Origin of the sequence: Acinetobacter towneri (assembly GCF_017498585.1) — a bacterium.
GTDB classification, from domain to species: domain Bacteria; phylum Pseudomonadota; class Gammaproteobacteria; order Pseudomonadales; family Moraxellaceae; genus Acinetobacter; species Acinetobacter towneri.
The window spans coordinates 2418283-2436990 of record NZ_CP071766.1 but is presented as its reverse complement, the minus strand read 5'-3'; the positions used below and the strand labels follow the sequence as shown (position 1 = coordinate 2436990).

Below are 18708 nucleotides of genomic sequence, written 5' to 3'. Positions count from 1 at the left end.
TAGGATTCGGCGGTGCAAACAAATCTGTTTTCCAGACAACCGCCATCTTTTCGCTCTTTTATAATTGCGGTCATTACTTGTTTGGTCATCCTGTTTTTTAACTGGCGTGTACCGCATGTAATTCAACCCGCACGTGATGTTTTGTATGCGGCATATAACCCAATTTATGCCCTTGCAAGCTATCCTGTATTGTCGCGAGAATGGCTAAGTCAACAAAGTAAGTCTGAGGCTCAATTGCGTCGTGAAAATACCGCGATGCAGGCAGAGCTATTACAGGCTCAAGTCCGTTTGCAAAAGTTATCTGAACTCTCTGCAGAAAATACCCGCCTGCGTGGTCTACTCGATACCCCTCTAATCATTGATGGACGCATGGAAATTGCTGAAGTAATTGGTACCGATGCCGATCCTTTGCGCCATATTATTGTGATTAACCGTGGTTCACAAAATCAGCTCAAAGTCGGGCAAACCGTTTTGGATGATAAAGGCATTATGGGGCAGATCATTGCTGTGTATCCACACAGTAGCCGTGTCATGTTGCTTTCTGACAAAGAACACTCACTTTCAGTGCGTTTGGAACATACAGGCATGCGAGCCATTGTGTCGGGTACGGGCGATTTAGGGCGTTTGAAAATGGAATATGTACCGACCAGTGCCAATATTCAGGTTGGAGAGAATGTCTATAGCTCAGGCTTGGGCGAGCATTTCCCTGCAGGATATTTGGTTGGAAGCATTGCCAAAATCAGCCGACATAATTCTGGTGAGTTTGCACAAATTGATGTGATGCCTGCAGCACAATTGGCGGGTGGTCATCATGTGGTGGTGCTGTTCTCAGAATCTTTAGCGAAGGAGCAGCCAAATGCCAATCGCTAAAATTGGACAAACCCGACTCGGACAAAACAAGAATAAAGATCCACTATTTCCGATTATTTTTTCTGTAATTGCTGCATCTGTACTCATGGTGTATCCGCTGTCTTATACAGGCTCGGGTTGGCGACCATTGTTTATGTTGATGGTGACCTTGTTTTGGGTGCTTGGGCAACCAACTTGGTGTGGTATTTGGTTTGCCTTTGGTACAGGCTTGTTTGCAGACTTGCTCCTCGATGCACCTTTGGGCATGAATGCCTTGAGTTTTGTGGTGATTACTTTTGTGGCGCGTTTCCTGACTCGTGAGCGCCGTATTATGACGTTTGCGAATTTATGGGTCATTAGTGTAATAGCAATTTTGGCTCACCTCGCCCTGATTTGGGTGATGCAAGTCATGGGTGGGATTCAGTTCCCATTTGCCCGTCATTGGCAACCTTTGCTGAGTAGTATTTTGCTCTGGCCTGTGCTGTATTATTTCTTGCGAAAATGGCGCATTTAATTCTTGCCTCAAGTTCACCGCGCCGTCGGGAACTCCTGCAACAGCTTGGGCTGGAATTTGAAATTTACAGTCCAGACATCGATGAATCTATTTTAGCGGGCGAAGATGTTGCCGCGTATGTTGAGCGGTTGGCATGTGCCAAAGCCGATGCGGTTTTACGGCTATTTCCTGATGCTATTGTGATTGCTGCCGATACCAGTCTAGGCGTAGATGGGCAGATTTTGGGCAAGCCAGAATCCAAAGCACATGCCTTTGCCATTTGGTCACAACTTTCTGGTCGAAAACATGATGTTTTTTCAGGGGTTTGTGTGCGTACAAAACAGAAAAAATCCAGTATAGTGGTACGTACACAGGTTGAATTTCAATCGCTTAGCCTAGATGATATGGAAAGCTACTGGGCAACAGGTGAGCCGATTGGAAAAGCGGGTGCTTATGCGATTCAGGGCATCGCAGCACGTTATATTCCGCGTATTGAGGGCAGTTATAGCAATGTTGTCGGCCTGCCACTCTATGAAACCGTACAGTTATTACAGACAGTTAAGGCACTAAATTAACTGCTGCACAAAAATTTTTATAATGTTTTGAGTTTTATTATGTCTGACGAGTTGTTGATTAACGTCACACCGATGGAGTGTCGGGTGGCGTTAATTCAAAACGGCACGGTCAATGAACTATTCGTTGAGCGTACAGCCAAGCGTGGTTTGGTGGGCAATATTTATAAAGGCAAAGTGGTGCGCGTGCTGCCAGGTATGCAAGCCGCTTTTGTCGATATTGGTTTATCGCGTACTGCTTTTTTGCATATCAATGACATGATTTGGCCGCGCAGCCAACCTACACCGAATGTCTTTGAATTATTGCAGCCTGGGCAAATTCTAACCGTGCAAGTGATGAAAGATATGCTCGGTACTAAAGGCGCACGACTGAGCACTGATCTTTCCATTCCTTCGCGTTATTTGGTTCTAATGCCGTATGGCAGTCATATTGGCGTATCACAACGCATTGAATCGAGTGAAGAACGTGAGCGTCTACGCGGGATCATTGAAACCATTCAGGCTGAGCATAAATTACCAGGCTCAGTGATTGTACGCACAGCAGCCGAAGGCGTCGATGAAGCGGCCTTAGTGCAAGATATGTGTTACTTGGCAAAATTGTGGGAATACATTCAGCGTAAACAAAAAAGCATTGCTGTGCCTTCTTTGATTTTTGAAGAGTTGCCGTTACCGCAACGCGTAATTCGTGATTTGGCGAATGATAACACCGCCAAAATTTATGTCGATTCACGTGAAATTCACGCCAAATTAAAAGAATTTGTGGATGAGTTTGTGCCCAATATGCACAATCGCCTGATTCATTACCCAGGCGAGCGCCCACTATTCGATTTATACAATGTCGAAGAAGATATTCAAAAAGCATTGCAAACCCGTGTGGCATTAAAGTCAGGCGGTTATCTGATGATTGATCAGACCGAAGCCATGACCACCATTGATGTGAATACGGGTTCTTATGTCGGTGGTCGGACTTTAGAAGACACTGTTTTTAAAACCAATATGGAAGCCACACAGGTCATTGCCCGCCAGTTACGTTTGCGTAATTTGGGTGGCATCATCATTATCGACTTCATTGATATGCAAGAAGTACAGCATCGTGATGAAGTCTTGAGTCAGTTTGAGCGTATGCTTGAGCGAGATCATGCCAAGACCAAAATTACCCAAGTGTCTGAACTGGGCTTGGTCGAGATGACCCGTAAACGCACCCGTGAATCATTAGAACATTTACTTTGTGAAGCCTGTCCAACTTGTCAGGGGCGGGGATATGTCAAAACAGCAGAGTCAGTGTGTTACGAAATTTTTCGAGAAATTTTAAGATATGCACGCGCATTTGAATCACAACGTGGCTTTACTGTCGTTGCACACCCATCGGTGATTGACCGATTGTTAACTGCCGAAGCGCCAGCAGTGGCGGATTTAGAGCACTTTGTCAGCCGTGTGATTAAATTTCAGGTGGAAAATTTATATACGCAAGAGCAATACGATATCATTCTGAGCTGAAATTGTAACAGGATATCGCTAAACAGTTGTTACATCTGAAATTTTACTTTTTTGAGTGAATTCTCAATACTAAGCATACAGAGTAGCCAAAGCCGAACATCTCCCTCGGTTTAGCAAATGAGGTATGTCATGGGTATGAGTAAAGTTGTGATTCAAAAGAGTTTAAAAGTATTAGATCGTAAAGTGACACATAACGGTTATATTGTGGATGAGCAAGGTAAAGAAACTCAAATTACCACCGCAATGGTTAGCGCGGTTTGTCAGCAATTATTAAAACAGTGTCGTACTATTCAAAAATAAGGGGCAGCAATTGCCCCTTAATTGATTCTATTGAATTATTTTTCTGATGGATTGACGTATCAATCCACGATTTTATTGACCCCTTCAGGCGCATCAATAATCTGTTCAAAACGCTGAATTTCATCTTCCAAGTGTTGCAATAAGTTTTGCATTTTCGGTAAGGCATGACGACAAGCAGTTAAACCAACTTCTAATTTGTCTAAATAGCTGGTCATGGTAATGTTTAAAGCTTGTCCATCTAACACGATTGAAGCAGGGTATAGTGCATCTAGCTTTGCACCATTCCAATACAAAGGTTCACGTGGGCCAGGTACATTGGAAATAACCAAGTTAAAGGCCTGACGTTTTGGCATAATGCCTGACAAAATATTTAAACCAGCAGCGCCGTAAACAAAAGCACTATAGTTCATAATTTGATTGGCATTCATGCGCTTAAAACGCTGCTTGGCATTTTGTACACTGCGGCGCACAATTTTTAAACGCTCAAGCGGATCTTCTTTGTGCGTACCTAAGTTGGCTAAAATCATGGTGATTCGATTGGATACTTCAGAATCGTCATCACGAATAGAGGCAGGCACCATTGCAATAAGAGGTTTTTTAGGTAATGCATATTGGCTGAGTAAGTACTCACGCAATGCGCCTGAGCAAATTGCCAGCACCACATCATTAATAGTTACACCCAAAGCTTTAGCAATACGGTGCAAACGTGCAAACTCAAAAGATTGAGCGGCAAAACGACGTGAGGCGCTCACACGTTGGTTTAAGATGGTGCTTGGTGCTTGGAAGCTAGAAACATAATCGGGGTTACGTCCCATATCTTTGGCAACAGTTTGTGATACTTCATAAACTGCGCGAGGGGTTGCTTCAAACTGACCTTTAACTCCACCAAAAATTTTCTTTAAACGGCTGACTTTCGGTTCTTTCAGGCGTTTAGCACGTGGGCCTTCTACACACCAAGGTGGTACAATTCTTTTTGCATTTTCGTCGTGCGAAAGGGATTTTTCCACCAAACGCATGCCAGCAATACCATCTACCATGGCATGATGAATTTTAAAGAACATCGCAAAACGATTATCTTCAATACCTTCAATAATATGGCAAGTCCAGAGTGGTTTGGCGCGATCAATCAACGAGCTGTGTTCTTGTGAAATATAAGTTAATAATTCACGAATACGGCCTGGCTTTGGCAAGGCAATATGACGGAAGTGATGATCGAGATCGAACTCTTCATCTTCATCCCAAAACAGACCATTGAGCTTATTGTTAAATGGTGCAATAGGCATCGACTTTGAATTGCGAATATCGGCAACCAAGTCTTGAATAAAAGTGGCTGGTGCATGTTCTGGAATTTGGAATAAGAATAATCCACCCACATGCATGGGCTGTTGACGTTTTTCGAGTGATAGGAAAATAAAATCAATAGGGTGTAATGGACGCATATTGTGGATTGCCTCACTGCAATTTCTACGCTTGTTCTTATCTGAACAAGGTTTTTAGAGTTATATAAGATTTAATTCAGTATATCTTTTTTATCAAACAAATATAGTGATTTTTGCGCCATCGCAAGTCAATAAAAATCACAGTAAAACTGTGATTTTTATTGTAGTAATAGATGTGTTATTTTAAATTTCCAGCATGTAGACCGCATTCTTTGTGTGTTGCTTCTTCCCACCACCAACGCCCTTCGCGTTCATGTTGGTTCGGAAGAACAGGGCGGGTGCAAGGTTCACAGCCAATTGAAATAAAACCTTTTTCATGCAAACGATTGTATGGAATTTCCATCATGCGAATGTAATTCCACACGTCACTACTTGACCAGTTTGCCAGTGGATTGTATTTGATTAATTGCTTGTTAGGGCCTGAAAATCCTGCATCTGCTTGTACGACAGGAATATCTTGGCGTGTACCTGGACTTTGGTCTTTACGTTGACCTGTAATCCAGCCATCTAGTGTTGCCAGTTTTTTACGTAAAGGTTGAACTTTACGAATCCCACAACATTCTTGATGCCCATCTTCAAAAAAGCTAAATAAGCCTTTTTCTTGAACCAATTGTTGCACTGCTTCAGTTTCAGGAAAGCAAATTTCGATCTCAATATTATAATATTTGCGTACAGTTTCTAAAAATTGATAGGTTTCAGGATGCAAACGTCCTGTATCTAAACTAAATACACGAAATGGCACACCTAAATTGGATGCCATATCAATCAGCACTACATCCTCCGCACCTGAAAATGAAATCGCGACTTCGCCTTGCTGACTTAAGGCAAGTTTTAAAATGTCACTCGGTGATTTATCGGCATATTCAGTCGCGAGTGCATCAACAATGTCTATGGTGGGAATGGTGCGCATAAATCTTCCTACAGTCGGCTTGAGGGCTAATCTTTGTTCTTGAGCGAATTATTTTAATGGAATTCCTAAAAAGGTCTTATCACTAAAAAATAAATGCTTATGAATGAAATAGATTTAAAAAAGAACAAGGCAAATACCAAATCTTCGGCTATGATAGGGAAAAACTTTTACAGGTATTTTGGGAGAACCCATGGAAATCGTATGTCTTGATCTTGAAGGTGTGTTAGTTCCAGAAATTTGGATTAACTTTGCTAAAAAAACTGGAATTAAAGAACTAGAAGCAACTACACGTGATATTCCAGACTACGATGTGTTGATGACTCAGCGTTTAAATATTTTAAAGCAGCATGGCTTGGGCTTAAATGATATTCAGGCCGTGATTGCAGACATGGGGCCATTCCCCGGCGCGAAAGAGTTTGTAGAGTGGGTGAGCACACACTTCCAATTGATTATTCTTTCAGATACGTTCTATGAATTTGCACATCCGTTGATGAAGCAATTGGGTTGGCCAACAATTTTCTGCCACAAGTTAGAATCAGATGAAAATGGCATGATTACCGCTTATAAATTGCGTCAACCTGATCAAAAACGTCAGGCTGTTAAAGCCTTACACGGTTTAAATTTCCGTGTAATTGCTGCAGGTGATTCATATAACGACACCACGATGCTAGGTGAAGCGGATCATGGTTTCTTATTTGATGCACCTGAAAATGTGATTGCAGAATTCCCACAATTCCCTGCAATTAATGGTTATGAAGCATTAAAAGAAGCAATTCGTGGTGCTTCGGTACGTGATATTCCAGCTTAATCTGAAGCTGAGTACAACAAAGGGCATCATTTGATGCCCTTTGTTATTTATGCGGTTTTAACAGTGCATTGATTTAGAAGCGGTAGCCGAATTTTAGACCATAACCCAAAGCATAGTTGTCTTCAAATTCACCAACGTCTGTTGTACCCGTACGTGCAGTGGCATCACCCAACCAAAAATATTTTACGCCAGCTTGAATAAAATAGTTTTCTGCTGGGCTATATTGACCACCTAAGCCAACACTCCAATAACCTTCTGTTGGACCTAAAGTGGTGACAGGGTTACCCGCACCAGAGTCATAACCTACAGAAGCAGAACCAGACCAATGACTATTAAACTTGCGACCCACGCCTACGGTTGCAGACCATTGATCATCTGAATAGTCGATGAGGTTTTGGCGCTGTGCTGTAGGTTTTTGGATAATGGATAAATCCCCTAATAGTGAGGGTTTAACAGCAAATTGATCCCAATGTACCCAGCGAATATTGGCAAAAACTAAAGTATTAGCTGCAATACCTGTTTGAAAATCTATATTTACAGATTGTGGTGTTGTTGCATTTAGTTTTTCTAAGCGTGTTTCTTCAATTCCATTTGGTAAGTGGGGGAGGTAACCCGCAGGAATTTTTATATCCGATGTTTCTACTGAGTTAGCATTGTGCTTAATTTCAGAACGATAGGTAACAGCAGTCTTTAATGCAATTTCTGGAATTTGATAAGCAAAACCAGCAAGCCAACCCCAAGCTTCTTCCTTTTTAACCTCAATGTTGTAACCAGTATTACCATACGCTTGACCACGTAAATTAATATCTGCTTCTACTGTCTGCCAAACTGGTCCAGCGTAGAAATTCCAGTTTTCTGTAGGTTGGTAACCAATTAAAGCGGTAAGATTGTGTGTTTCAACTTCAACTTTTGTGCCTTCAATTCCATTAGTAAACATGCTCTGTTCTAGGCTATACATCGCATCTGCACCAAATGGCTGGTCATATAAAAGACCTAAAGAAATTTGTTCAGTCGCTTGTACTTTAATTGCAGCGGAAGGGAAGTAATAGTCTTCAGCCATATCGCTGACGTTATTTTTTATAAGATCTTTTCCTTTAACTGTTGGATCTAAAATTGAAATACCTGCTTCTGCATAATTACCCGGTTGTAAAAATGCAGCAATAGATTGACCAGAACGGTCTAAACCAGCAGCAAGCGCAGGTGTAAGTGGGAGAGTGCTAAGTAAAATACTTGAATAGATTTTATTGAGCTTCATGGTCGTTCCCTGATGCTTTATGTAACAAAAAGTGCAGGAAAAGTAACATATTTAAAAAAAGAGTAAATGCTCAACTTCGTAGAATAAATGAACTGAATAAGTTATAAATTGTACTTGATTAGAGTAAATGTACTATTAATTAATTTTAAATAATTGAATTTTATTGAATAATATTTTGGATGGATGTTCCGGTAAGTATAAGTTTGATTGTTTTAAATTTGAACATTTGGTTAACACTCGTATAAAAACTGGGAGTTTTAGTTAAAAAAAAAGCCACCCCGAAGGGTGGCTTCTTTGAAAAATATTGGAATTAGAAACGATAACCGATTTTTAAACCGTATGCCCATGCATCGTTGTCTTCAAATTCTGCGACAAAAGAGCTTGAGCCAAAATCAGATGCTACTTGTGCTTTAGCATCGCCGAGCATGAAGTATTTTACACCACCTGCGATAAAGTAGTTGTCCGCAGGTGAATATTGAACACCAAGACCTACGTTCCAATAACCTTCAGTTGGACCAAGGGTGGATACAGGGTTACCAGCACCAGAGTCCCAACCCACAGAGACATTACCTGCCCATTTGTCATTCAGTTTGCGACCAACACCGACAGTTGCAGAAATTTGGTCATCTGTGTAACCAACGATATCAAATCCATTAGGATTGTTTGGTGCAGCTCCAGCACTACCTAGCGTTTCAGAAACTTTACCAAATTGTTCAGGACGGATAGAAAACTCTTTCCAGTTTACCCAGCGTAAATTTGCAAATGCAACTGTATTTGCCATAACGCCTGTTTGGAAATCTAAGTTTACAGATTGTGGTGTTGAAAGTTTAGTAGTGCTATCAACATCATAAATAGGCATTTGTCCAGCAAGAGCTAAAATATTACTTTGACCACGCTCATTGGTTGCTAATTCATGATCGATTTCAGAGCGATAAGTTACAGATGCTTTTAATGCAATTTCTGGAATTTGATATGCTAAACCAGCTAACCAACCTACAGCAGAATCTTCCTTCATATCTGCATTGTAAGCACCCAAAGCGGTTGTGCTTCCGTATGCTAAACCACGTAATTGAACATCACCTTTCGCAGTTTGGTAAACCGGGCCACCATAAATATTAAAATTTTCAGTTGGTTGGAAACCAAATAACATTGTTAAGTTTTGGGTTTTAACTTCTACTTTGGTACTTTCAGTACCATTGTGAAATACACCGCCACCTAATGGATGAGCAAAGTCAGCAGTTGAGTAAGTAGCCTCTGCACCAAATGGTTGGTCATAAATCAAACCGAAAGATACGTTATCTGTTAGTTGTAATTTAAGAGCTGCGCTAGGGAAATAATAGTCGTCACCCATGTCGCTTAAACTAGTATTTTGGTATGCAGGAGCTAATGCGGCTGCAGCACCACCAGGAACCCATGAGTTACTTACTTTTCCAGAAACACTAGGATCTAAAACAGAAATACCTGCTTCAAAGTAGTTACCCGGTTGTAAAAACGCAGCGATGGATTGACCAGAACGATCCATACCTGCAGCAAAAGCACCTGTCATTGGTACAGTTGCTAAAATCATTGCTGTGCTAAGTGCTTTTAGTTTCATTATACATTTCCCTTGGGCTATAAAGTCTTTTATGACAGTTTTTGTTGATGCTTTAAGCTTTCATTTAGGATGATTTCGACTTGTGCAAACCGAGACCATTTGTTACTCCATGTGACAAAAATATCACAATTAAAATAAGAGTAAATGCTCTAGAAAAAACTAATCAGTATAAAAAACACGCTGAATAGAGTATTTGTTCTAATTGGTGTGGGTTTTTGGCTTGTTAGTGATTGAAATTAAATAATAAAATTTAAAAATCAATCTCTTGTTTAAATGTTTTTAATTGGTTAAAAAAAATACTTTTTATCGAATTTCATTTTGTTGTAAGGCATATCTTGCAACAAAATGGGGTGCATTAACGTGTGGTTTTTCCAAGCTTTGCCAAAAGAATGACAGGAATCAGCCCAACCAATACAATTAATAAAGCTGCTACGGCACCATCTTCATAAGTGCCCCTAGAGGCTTCTGCATATAGCTGAGTAGCGAGTGTTTCCATATTTAAGGGACGGAGCAACAAAGTGGCAGGTAGCTCTTTCATGCAATCTACAAAAATTAATAAAGCTGCAGAAATAATAGCAGGGCGTAATAATGGCAGGTGTACACGCCACAACAGTGCAAAGTTGTTTTGCCCTAAATTGCGTGCAGCATCATCAAAAACACCATGAATACGGTTATAGCCTGACTCAATGCCGCCCACCGAAATAGCTAAAAAACGCACAGCATAAGCATAAATAAGGGTAAAACTAGTACCGAGAAATAATAAACCTGTGTGTATCCCTAACTTAAATTCTAAAAAATCTGCAATGGCACGATCAATTTTGCCCAAAGCTAGCATGAGACCAATGGCTAAAACAGTTCCTGGAATGGCATAACCTAAACTGGCAATACGGCTAAACCAGTTGTGTTTGCTAAAACGTGCCGCACTGACAATAAAGAAACCAATCAAAATGGTGACGATGGTGGCAAGACTGGCAAGGATTAGTGTGTTGATTGAGGCTTGTAATAGGAAATCTGAAAAGCCTGCATATTGAATGCGTTTATAGGATTCGACCAATAAATGACTGGTTGGAATTAAAAAGCCAATACAAACAGGAATTAAGCCCACGCCTAGTAACACAAGCGCTTTAAGCCCTTTGACCGATTGTGCAGGCATTAAACGGCTGCGTTGAGCCGAGTTCATATAGCGCTGTTTACGTCGTCCTAAACGCTCTACTAACACCAATAAGGTAATAATCATCAACATGAAAATGGCAATTTGTGCAGCACTGGCTAAATCGGACTGATTGGTCCAGGTTGAATAAATCGACAAAGTTAAGGTTTTAATGCCCAAAAATTCTGTTGCACCAATATCATTAATGGTTTCCATTAAAACCAGACTAGTACCCACAGCAATTGCAGGACGTGCCAGTGGAATTGCAACACGTAAAAACACTTGATCGGGTTTTAATCCTAATGTACGTGCAACCTCAATTAAACTGGCCGATTGCATCAGAAACATTGCACGGGTGCTTAAATACACATACGGATACAGCACAAAGCTAAGCAAGAAGATGCCGCCCCAAACGGTACGAATATTAGGAAACCAAAACTGTTGTAATTCTAAATTAAACCCATCCCGCAGGATACTTTGCACAGGGCCAATGGGGTGCAAAATGTCGATATAACTATACGCAATAATATAAGTTGGTACGGCTAAAGGCAGCAGTAAGGCCCAATCTAAAAATGCACGACCTCGGAATTGATATGCTGTTACAATCCATGCGCTGCCTGTACCAATCAGGATGGTGAGAATACCCACACCCAACAATAAAATCCCTGTTTCTGCCAACGTGTGTGGAATTACATAACGCAGCAGATGCCCCCAAATTTCGCTATCACCTTGTAATGCTGTCCAAATTAAAGCGAGCACAGGTAAACAGGCGAGTAGCGTCAATAACCCACTGAGCGAAAATAAAAAATTAAATTTATTTTTAAGCATTGCGATAGAGGTACTAAATAAGGGGGAGGGAGCAGCAGAGCATCTTACAGTGCAAAGCGCTGCACTGTAAGACAAAAGCAGGAAATTTTAGCGGTTAAACTGGACTTTATCGACCAATAAGTTGGCGGCTTTACGGTGACGTGCAATATCGCTTAAGCGAATCGAGTCGATATTGAGTTTACCGAAGCTGGCAATAATAGGGTCAATTTTTACCCCAGGTTTGACTGGGTATTCAAAGCCGTTTTGTGCGTAAATGGCTTGCGCGTGATCAGAAGCTAGAAACTCGAGCAACTGTACGGCTTCTTTACGGTTTGGTGCATGTTTAGAAACCACTGCACCCGATACGTTGACATGCGTTCCACCATTTTTAAAGCGTGGTAACACAACATTAATCGCATTGCCCCAGCGTTTTTGTTCCGCGTCACCTGTACGCATCGTGCCGACATAATAGGTGTTGGCAACGCCAATATCACAAATTTTACCTAAAATATCACGCGCCACATCTCGGTCACCACCACTTGCTGGGCGTGCTAAATTGGCTTTCACGCCACGCAACCAAGTTTCGGCTTGTTTTTCACCATGATGGGCAATATACGCTGCAATTAAAGCAGTGTTATATGGATGGTTGCCTGAACGAATACAGATTTTATTTTTCCATTTTGGATTGGCTAAATCTTCATAAGTAATCGCATTAAGCGGTGTACGGTCTTTAGAGGCGTAGACTGCACGTGCACGCATCGACAAAGCATACCAATGACCATTGGCAGCTCGTAAATTGGCAGGAATTGCGCTATTTAAGGTTTTAGAACTTACGCGCTGGGTTAAACCACTTTCTACTAAATCAACCAAATTGCCAAAATCTACAGTCAGCATCACATCGGCAGGAGAAAGACGACCTTCTGCTTTTACACGTTCCAATAAACCATCTTTAATAAAAACCGTATTGACTTTTACCCCAGTTTTTTGGGTAAATTCGGTTAATAAGGTTTGAATCAGCACAGGTTCGCGCGTGGTGTATAAATTGACTTCCGCTGCTTGTGCGACACTTGCACCAAATGCAAGTAAACCTGTAACAAGCAATGATAAATTAGACAGTGGTTTCATGCAGTATTCCTAATTAAAAATTTAAACCTGAACAGCAGCTTGAGTAGAAGATGAAGCAGTGGGTGATTGTTCATCAGACGCCAAGAAATAACAGCTGTTTAAATTGACAGAAACATAGACTTGTTCAGCGGGCTGAATATCTTGAAGATGACTGACTTGCGCCAAAAGAGTGAGATCGTGATCGCGTAGTTTTAGACGCAGTTGTTGCGCATGTCCCATAAAACTTGATGACACAACGCTTGCGGGCAACGCATTTTCACTTGGTGTTTGGCTGACACGCAATTGATGCGGGCGGAAGCAGCAGACCAGTGAATCTTGAGTGTTTGCATGTTCTGGTAAATCAATCTTGCCAAATACGGTATGAATTTCTTGCTGCTTGATGCGCGTTGGAATTTCATTCAACGAAGAAAAATATCGTGCAGCAAACAACGTTTTCGGCTGTAAATAAAGTTGTTTCGGTGAACCAATTTGAATAATTTGCCCTTGGTGCATCAAAATAATTTGATCGGCAATTTGCAGTGCTTCTTCTGGGTCATGTGTCACGATAACCGTAGTCGTTTCAGTTTGCTTGAGCAGTTGAATGGTGTTTTGACGAATTTGATCACGCAGGCGATGATCCAAATTTGAAAAAGGTTCATCCATTAACAAGACTTGTGGTTCTGGTGCTAAGGCACGTGCTAAGGCAACGCGTTGTTGTTCGCCGCCTGAAAGTGTATATGGATAGCTGTCTTGATGATGCAACATGGAAACATGCGCTAAAGCTTGTTTGGCAATAGTTTCCCGCTGCGCTTTGGGAAATTTCTTTAAGCCAAAGATAACATTGTCTAACACACTTAAATGCGGAAAAAGTGCGTAATCTTGAAAGACTAAACCAATATGGCGAGCTTCTGCAGGAATCTGTGCATGTTCACTCCACAAGGTATTTTGTTCCAGTTGGATTGTGCCGCTGCTTGGTGTTTCCAAGCCTGCAATCAGACGTAGCATTGTGGTTTTGCCGCAGCCTGAATGACCTAATAAACACACAATTTGTCCACTCATCGCTGACCATGTTGCTTGTTGCACTGCAAAACGCGAACCAAACTTTTTACTGAGCTGTTGGATCGTCAAGACATTGGCAGGTTGAGCAGCGTACGCATTCATAGTTTATTCACACGACAAATTTTGTGCTCAAATGATAACTAAGAACTCTTCTCATGTAGAGTCTTTTTATCATTTAGAATGTAAATGATGTAGTTTTTGCTACAAAAAGTTGAAATATCAACTGAAAAGAATGGGTTGGAATTTAAATTATTTTAAGTGCAGCACTTTATTTATGGGTTATTAAAAGGGGGGGCTTAAAAGCAAAAAGTTACTGCCGAAGCAATAACTTTTCAATTTTTAGAAATCTGTACTATGCGTACTATGCAAATTAAGGTTTTTTCGCATTAAGCACTCTAAATAAAATGTACATCAAGACCACCCATACAGGAATCATAATGACTGATTCTTTAAAGCCTTGAGTCCACATAATATAAAGTACCACTGCAATAAACGCTAAAACCAAATAGTTGCTAAATGGTGACCATAGCGCAGGGAACTTAGTTGGAATCGCTAATTTTTTCAGTGTGCTGGTAAATTTAAGGTGAGTCAAACTGATCATCGCCCAGTTTAAAACCAATGCACCCACAACAATATACATGAGGTGGCTTAAAGCTTCTTCAGGTACAAAGTAGTTCAACAATACACAGCCGAAAATTAATACCGCAGAGAATAATACTGCTGGAATTGGCACACCTTGTTTATTCACTTTTAGGAAAATTTTTGGTGCGTTACCTTGTTTGGCTAAACCAAACAGCATACGGCTGTTGGCATACATCCCACTGTTATACACAGAAAGTGCCGCAGTCAAAATCACGAAATTCAGTAAGTGCGCTGCCCATTCAATGCCCATTTGACTAAAAATCATCACGAATGGACTTTTATCTAAACCACCTAAATCTAACTGATTCCAAGGCACTAAAGACAATAGAATGGTGAGTGAACCGATATAGAAAATTAGAATACGGAACACCACTTGGTTAATGGCTTTAGGAATGGTTTTTTCAGGATCTTGCGCTTCTGCGGCTGCCATACCAATCAACTCAATGCCGCCAAAGGCAAACATGAGGAATGCCAGCATAAAGAACAAACCTTCAAAGCCATTCGGGAAGAACCCCCCATGCGCCCAAAGGTTGCTGAATGATGCGGTTGAATTGGCATCTGCAGAAAGTAAGAGATATAAACCAAACACAATCATCGAAACCACAGCAGCGACTTTAATGATTGCTAGCCAGAACTCTGATTCACCGTAGAACTTTACATTGCCCAAGTTAATAATGGTAATCACAATGAAAAAGAACAGTGCCGATGTCCAAGCAGGAATATGCGGCCACCAATAGTTAATGTATTTGGCAACTGCGGTGAGTTCTGCCATTGCCACCAAAATATACAAAATCCAATAGTTCCAACCTGCTAAAAAGCCGGGGAATTTACCTGCATATTTATAGGCAAAGTGACTGAATGATCCTGCAACGGGCTCATGAACAATCATTTCCCCCAATTGGCGCATAATTAAAAATGCAATAAGACCACCAATGGCGTAACCCAAAATAATAGAAGGGCCAGCAGATTGGATGACCTGCGCGGAACCTAAGAATAAGCCTGTACCAATTGCGCCACCCATGGCAATCAATTGAATATGGCGGTTCTTTAAGCCACGCTGAAGTTGTGAAGACTCGTTGTTCAAAGTATTCAGCCCGACAAGGAAAAAGTGACAAGATTGTAATAGATCAAATTTCATTAGCCTAGTAGCTAGGCAATAATGAAATAAATTTATAATAAATATTAAAATATTTTATGGTTTTTATTTGTATAAAAGATAAGTGAATCAATATATTAATTTTATTTTTGCCTTATAAATCAAGATGACTGGTTAGGGTGAAATTTACCAAATGTTGTTTTTTTATACTTAAGTCAAGACCGCGATACCTTTTGAATAAAAACCGTTATGATGCAAAAGGGTCTTTTTATATGGCCATAACAATCAAAAAACAAGGGAATAAAATTCATGCGTTTTGCACCACAAGTTAAAATTCCAGCAACATATATGCGTGGCGGTACCAGTAAAGGTGTATTTTTTAAACTTGATGATTTACCTGCAGCAGCGCAGCTGCCAGGCAAAATTCGAGATCAAATTTTATTGCGTGTGATTGGCAGTCCAGACCCTTATGCCAAGCAAATTGATGGAATGGGCGGTGCAAGCTCAAGTACCAGTAAAACCGTAATTTTAGCCAAAAGCACTCAACCCGATCACGATGTCGATTATTTGTTTGGGCAAGTTTCGATTGATCAGCCATTTGTCGATTGGAGTGGCAACTGCGGTAACTTAACAGCTGCAGTCGGTGCATTTGCGATCAGCAATGGCTTGGTCGATGCCAGTAAAATTCCAGAAAATGGCATTTGTACTGTACGTATCTGGCAAAAAAATATTGAAAAAACCATTATTGCGCATGTGCCTATGGCGCATGGTCAGGTGCAGGAAACGGGTGATTTTGAGTTGGATGGCGTGACTTTTCCTGCCGCAGAAGTACAAATTGAATTCTTAGACCCTGCCGATGATGGCGAAGAAGGTGGGGCAATGTTCCCAACTGGAAATGTGGTGGATACTTTGCATGTGCCAGATATAGGAACATTCCAAGCGACCTTTATTAATGCGGGTATTCCAACAATTTTCCTAAATGCAGAAGAAATTGGTTATATAGGCACAGAACTGCAAGATGCAATCAATGGTGATGCACAAGCTTTGGCACGTTTTGAAACCATTCGCGCTTATGGTGCTAAACAAATGGGTTTGATTCAGGAAATTGCTGAAGCTGAAAAACGCCAGCATACGCCAAAAATTGCCTTTGTTTCTGCGCCAAAAAGTTATGTATCTTCAAGTGGTAAACAAATTCAGGCTGAAGATACCGATTTATTGGTACGTGCATTGTCGATGGGTAAATTACACCATGCCATGATGGGTACAGCAGCAGTCGCGATTGGTACAGCTGCAGCCATTCCGGGAACATTGGTCAACTTGGCTGCGGGCGGGGGAGAGCGTGAAGCAGTGCGCTTTGGACATCCATCAGGTACGCTTCGTGTGGGTGCGCAAGCCTTACACGAAAATGGACAATGGCAAGTGAAAAAAGCCCTGATGAGCCGTAGTGCACGTGTATTAATGGAAGGTTGGGTGCGTGTACCTGCGGAAACATTAGAATAAGTTTTGTTTGCAGTGCAAGGCGCAGTGAAGGATAGGATAGACGAAGTGTCATAGATTCTAGTTAACTAAATACAGCCTCTATTTCGATAGGGGCTTTCTTATGGCTGAAATGTTATATCAGTTCAGTTAAGGCTTAAAAAACTTTGAATTACAGGTACAATGCTGCAACACAGGCAGCTTACTGCTTATTAGACATGAACCAACCACTCGAGGCGAATGTGTCATCACTTCACGATTTACAGGCGCATGCATTAACCGCAGCCCAACAACGTATTCAGCAAGACTTGCTTACCGCTTTAGAGGCTTTTGCATTGCCAGAACCGTTAAAGTCTGCCGTGCATCATGCCGTCATGTTGGGTGGAAAACGTGTTCGCCCTGCCTTGTGTTATGCCACCGCAGCATTAAGACCGAATCAAAACTCTGCTGCGGTACGCCGTGCTGCAGTTGCGATTGAGCTGATTCATTGCTATTCATTGGCACATGATGACTTGCCGTGTATGGACAATGACTTGTTGCGTCGTGGGCAACCGACGTGCCATGCAGCGTATGGTGAAGATACAGCATTGTTGGCAGGCGACATTTTACAGTCGATGGCATTTGAAATTTTAGGCAGTCGTTTGTTTGATCAGGCTGTTGCAGTAGATCAAGGCATTGTGCTCAAACAGATGCAAATTTTAGCCACCGCTTCTTCAAAAATGGTCTGTGGTCAGGTTTTAGACTTGCAGTCTGAAGGTAAACAGGTAGATCAGGCGACTTTGGAAAATATCCACCGTAATAAAACAGGGGCGTTAATTTCTGCAGCGGTGATGATGGCCGCTGTGACCGTGTTTGATGGACGAGATAAAGCGATTCCGCAATTGCGTGAATATGCGCAGGCGATTGGTTTAGCCTTTCAGGTACAAGACGATATTTTAGATATTATTTCGGATACTGAAGTACTAGGTAAAACTGCAGGGAAAGATGAACAAGTTGAAAAATCGACCTATCCTGCACTCATGGGCTTGGAAAAAGCACAAGCTTATGCACAAGAATTGCACGATCAAGCCTTTGCTGCGTTGGCATATTTTAAAACTGATACCGTCTTAGAGTTACAGCAAATTTCCGAGTTTTTATTGTCACGTAAAAGCTAAATTATTCTAGATGGAGGGCTTGTGGCTCTCAATACTCAAAAGCGAGCAGATGCTCGCTTTTTTGTGCTTTATGAAAGTGTTAGCTGTTTTAAGCGACACACTTTAATGCAGATTCTATACGGCTTTATTCTTGTAGCGTTGCATCAGGTGGTAAAATTGCTTTGCTTTGTTTTAAGCTGTCTAAAGCCTCGCGGTTAAAATCTACCAACAAAGAATTATTTTGTGGATCAATCGCATAACGGCTAATTAATTTTTGATCGCCTTGTAAGGTTTCAAGGCGGTATTCATCTGCAATATTCATAATGCCGTCTAAATTAATGGTGGCAGATGCTTTGTCTTGGCGAAATAACTCGTAAATATCACGCAGGTCAAAAATTGCATTTTGTGCGTCAGGATGTTTTTCAAAATAATTTTGCAAATGACGAATAAATAATTGCGCAAACATAAAGTAATTTGGTTTGTGGGTATAGTCTAAGCTCATGTGTTTACTCCTTATTATTCAA

General features: G+C 41.2%; 17 protein-coding genes. 8 read left to right on the top strand and 9 right to left on the bottom strand.

Going from position 1 to position 18708, the window contains the following annotated elements; genetic code table 11:
- Positions 1-12 precede the first annotated feature (12 nt).
- The 5 genes from mreC to J4G44_RS11760 all read left to right on the top strand — a co-directional run bounded on the left by mreC (position 13) and on the right by J4G44_RS11760 (position 3711).
- On the top strand, positions 13-870 hold the full coding sequence (mreC, locus tag J4G44_RS11780; RefSeq protein WP_207973684.1) for a rod shape-determining protein MreC: 858 nt from the start codon (positions 13-15) through the stop codon (positions 868-870).
- Entirely contained in the window at positions 857-1363 is a 507-nt protein-coding gene (mreD, locus tag J4G44_RS11775) for a rod shape-determining protein MreD (RefSeq protein ID WP_154320436.1), read from the top strand. The genes mreC and mreD overlap by 14 nt, the downstream gene beginning before the upstream one ends.
- Positions 1351-1917, top strand: a complete 567-nt coding sequence (locus J4G44_RS11770; protein ID WP_004975413.1) for a Maf-like protein — start codon at positions 1351-1353, stop codon at positions 1915-1917. Before mreD ends, J4G44_RS11770 begins: the two co-directional genes overlap by 13 nt.
- 39 nt (positions 1918-1956) lie before the next feature.
- The gene (rng, locus tag J4G44_RS11765; protein WP_104852376.1) at positions 1957-3411 is read left to right on the top strand and encodes a ribonuclease G; all 1455 of its coding nucleotides are present in this window, start codon (positions 1957-1959) and stop codon (positions 3409-3411) included.
- 129 nt (positions 3412-3540) lie between these two features.
- On the top strand, positions 3541-3711 hold the full coding sequence (locus J4G44_RS11760; protein ID WP_004975418.1) for a PA1571 family protein: 171 nt from the start codon (positions 3541-3543) through the stop codon (positions 3709-3711).
- Between the two features lie 59 nt (positions 3712-3770).
- On the opposite strand, the gene J4G44_RS11755 is transcribed toward J4G44_RS11760, so the two are convergent.
- Both J4G44_RS11755 and J4G44_RS11750 read right to left on the bottom strand, forming a co-directional pair.
- On the bottom strand, positions 3771-5150 hold the full coding sequence (locus J4G44_RS11755; protein ID WP_096901778.1) for a WS/DGAT/MGAT family O-acyltransferase: 1380 nt from the start codon (positions 5148-5150) through the stop codon (positions 3771-3773).
- Between the two features lie 178 nt (positions 5151-5328).
- Positions 5329-6060 (bottom strand): phosphoadenylyl-sulfate reductase, encoded by a 732-nt coding sequence (locus tag J4G44_RS11750; protein ID WP_131261538.1) that lies wholly within the window; start codon positions 6058-6060, stop codon positions 5329-5331.
- A 190-nt stretch (positions 6061-6250) separates the two neighbouring features.
- Between J4G44_RS11750 and thrH the strand changes: the two genes are divergently transcribed.
- A complete protein-coding gene (gene thrH / locus J4G44_RS11745) occupies positions 6251-6868 on the top strand; it encodes a bifunctional phosphoserine phosphatase/homoserine phosphotransferase ThrH (protein WP_131261537.1) in 618 nt (205 codons plus the stop codon).
- A gap of 73 nt (positions 6869-6941) precedes the next feature.
- Here thrH and J4G44_RS11740 read toward each other — a convergent pair whose 3' ends face one another.
- The 6 genes from J4G44_RS11740 to J4G44_RS11715 all read right to left on the bottom strand — a co-directional run bounded on the left by J4G44_RS11740 (position 6942) and on the right by J4G44_RS11715 (position 15563).
- Positions 6942-8123 carry an OmpP1/FadL family transporter gene (locus J4G44_RS11740; RefSeq protein ID WP_207973683.1) on the bottom strand — a complete coding sequence of 394 codons (1182 nt, stop codon included), beginning with the start codon at positions 8121-8123 and terminating at the stop codon, positions 6942-6944.
- 310 nt (positions 8124-8433) lie between these two features.
- The gene (locus J4G44_RS11735) at positions 8434-9717 is read right to left on the bottom strand and encodes an OmpP1/FadL family transporter (protein ID WP_207973682.1); all 1284 of its coding nucleotides are present in this window, start codon (positions 9715-9717) and stop codon (positions 8434-8436) included.
- Between the two features lie 355 nt (positions 9718-10072).
- A complete protein-coding gene (locus tag J4G44_RS11730) occupies positions 10073-11695 on the bottom strand; it encodes an ABC transporter permease (protein WP_207973681.1) in 1623 nt (540 codons plus the stop codon).
- 87 nt (positions 11696-11782) lie between these two features.
- Complete coding sequence (locus J4G44_RS11725) at positions 11783-12799, bottom strand: extracellular solute-binding protein (protein WP_207973680.1); 1017 nt, start codon at positions 12797-12799, stop codon at positions 11783-11785.
- Between the two features lie 21 nt (positions 12800-12820).
- Positions 12821-13939 (bottom strand): ABC transporter ATP-binding protein, encoded by a 1119-nt coding sequence (locus J4G44_RS11720; protein ID WP_207973679.1) that lies wholly within the window; start codon positions 13937-13939, stop codon positions 12821-12823.
- A gap of 268 nt (positions 13940-14207) precedes the next feature.
- The gene (locus J4G44_RS11715) at positions 14208-15563 is read right to left on the bottom strand and encodes an amino acid permease (RefSeq protein ID WP_171287414.1); all 1356 of its coding nucleotides are present in this window, start codon (positions 15561-15563) and stop codon (positions 14208-14210) included.
- Between the two features lie 321 nt (positions 15564-15884).
- Between J4G44_RS11715 and prpF the strand changes: the two genes are divergently transcribed.
- Positions 15885-17075: a 2-methylaconitate cis-trans isomerase PrpF gene (gene prpF, locus J4G44_RS11710; RefSeq protein WP_207973678.1), complete on the top strand. Its 1191-nt coding sequence runs from the start codon at positions 15885-15887 to the stop codon at positions 17073-17075.
- 194 nt (positions 17076-17269) lie between these two features.
- Positions 17270-18205: a polyprenyl synthetase family protein gene (locus tag J4G44_RS11705; RefSeq protein WP_178866902.1), complete on the top strand. Its 936-nt coding sequence runs from the start codon at positions 17270-17272 to the stop codon at positions 18203-18205.
- 124 nt (positions 18206-18329) lie between these two features.
- Here J4G44_RS11705 and J4G44_RS11700 read toward each other — a convergent pair whose 3' ends face one another.
- The gene (locus tag J4G44_RS11700; RefSeq protein WP_207973677.1) at positions 18330-18686 is read right to left on the bottom strand and encodes a hypothetical protein; all 357 of its coding nucleotides are present in this window, start codon (positions 18684-18686) and stop codon (positions 18330-18332) included.
- Positions 18687-18708: the final 22 nt, after the last annotated feature.

What these genes read in the sequence shown, in the direction of transcription:
- mreD (WP_154320436.1), top strand. Translation starts at nt 857, where the DNA reads ATGCCAATCGCTAAAATTGGACAAACCCGACTCGGACAAAACAAGAAT.
- J4G44_RS11770 (WP_004975413.1), top strand. Translation starts at nt 1,351, where the DNA reads ATGGCGCATTTAATTCTTGCCTCAAGTTCACCGCGCCGTCGGGAACTC.
- rng (WP_104852376.1), top strand. Translation starts at nt 1,957, where the DNA reads ATGTCTGACGAGTTGTTGATTAACGTCACACCGATGGAGTGTCGGGTG.
- J4G44_RS11760 (WP_004975418.1), top strand. Translation starts at nt 3,541, where the DNA reads ATGGGTATGAGTAAAGTTGTGATTCAAAAGAGTTTAAAAGTATTAGAT.
- J4G44_RS11755 (WP_096901778.1), bottom strand. Translation starts at nt 5,150, where the DNA reads ATGCGTCCATTACACCCTATTGATTTTATTTTCCTATCACTCGAAAAA.
- J4G44_RS11750 (WP_131261538.1), bottom strand. Translation starts at nt 6,060, where the DNA reads ATGCGCACCATTCCCACCATAGACATTGTTGATGCACTCGCGACTGAA.
- thrH (WP_131261537.1), top strand. Translation starts at nt 6,251, where the DNA reads ATGGAAATCGTATGTCTTGATCTTGAAGGTGTGTTAGTTCCAGAAATT.
- J4G44_RS11740 (WP_207973683.1), bottom strand. Translation starts at nt 8,123, where the DNA reads ATGAAGCTCAATAAAATCTATTCAAGTATTTTACTTAGCACTCTCCCA.
- J4G44_RS11735 (WP_207973682.1), bottom strand. Translation starts at nt 9,717, where the DNA reads ATGAAACTAAAAGCACTTAGCACAGCAATGATTTTAGCAACTGTACCA.
- J4G44_RS11730 (WP_207973681.1), bottom strand. Translation starts at nt 11,695, where the DNA reads ATGCTTAAAAATAAATTTAATTTTTTATTTTCGCTCAGTGGGTTATTG.
- J4G44_RS11725 (WP_207973680.1), bottom strand. Translation starts at nt 12,799, where the DNA reads ATGAAACCACTGTCTAATTTATCATTGCTTGTTACAGGTTTACTTGCA.
- J4G44_RS11720 (WP_207973679.1), bottom strand. Translation starts at nt 13,939, where the DNA reads ATGAATGCGTACGCTGCTCAACCTGCCAATGTCTTGACGATCCAACAG.
- prpF (WP_207973678.1), top strand. Translation starts at nt 15,885, where the DNA reads ATGCGTTTTGCACCACAAGTTAAAATTCCAGCAACATATATGCGTGGC.
- J4G44_RS11705 (WP_178866902.1), top strand. Translation starts at nt 17,270, where the DNA reads ATGAACCAACCACTCGAGGCGAATGTGTCATCACTTCACGATTTACAG.
- J4G44_RS11700 (WP_207973677.1), bottom strand. Translation starts at nt 18,686, where the DNA reads ATGAGCTTAGACTATACCCACAAACCAAATTACTTTATGTTTGCGCAA.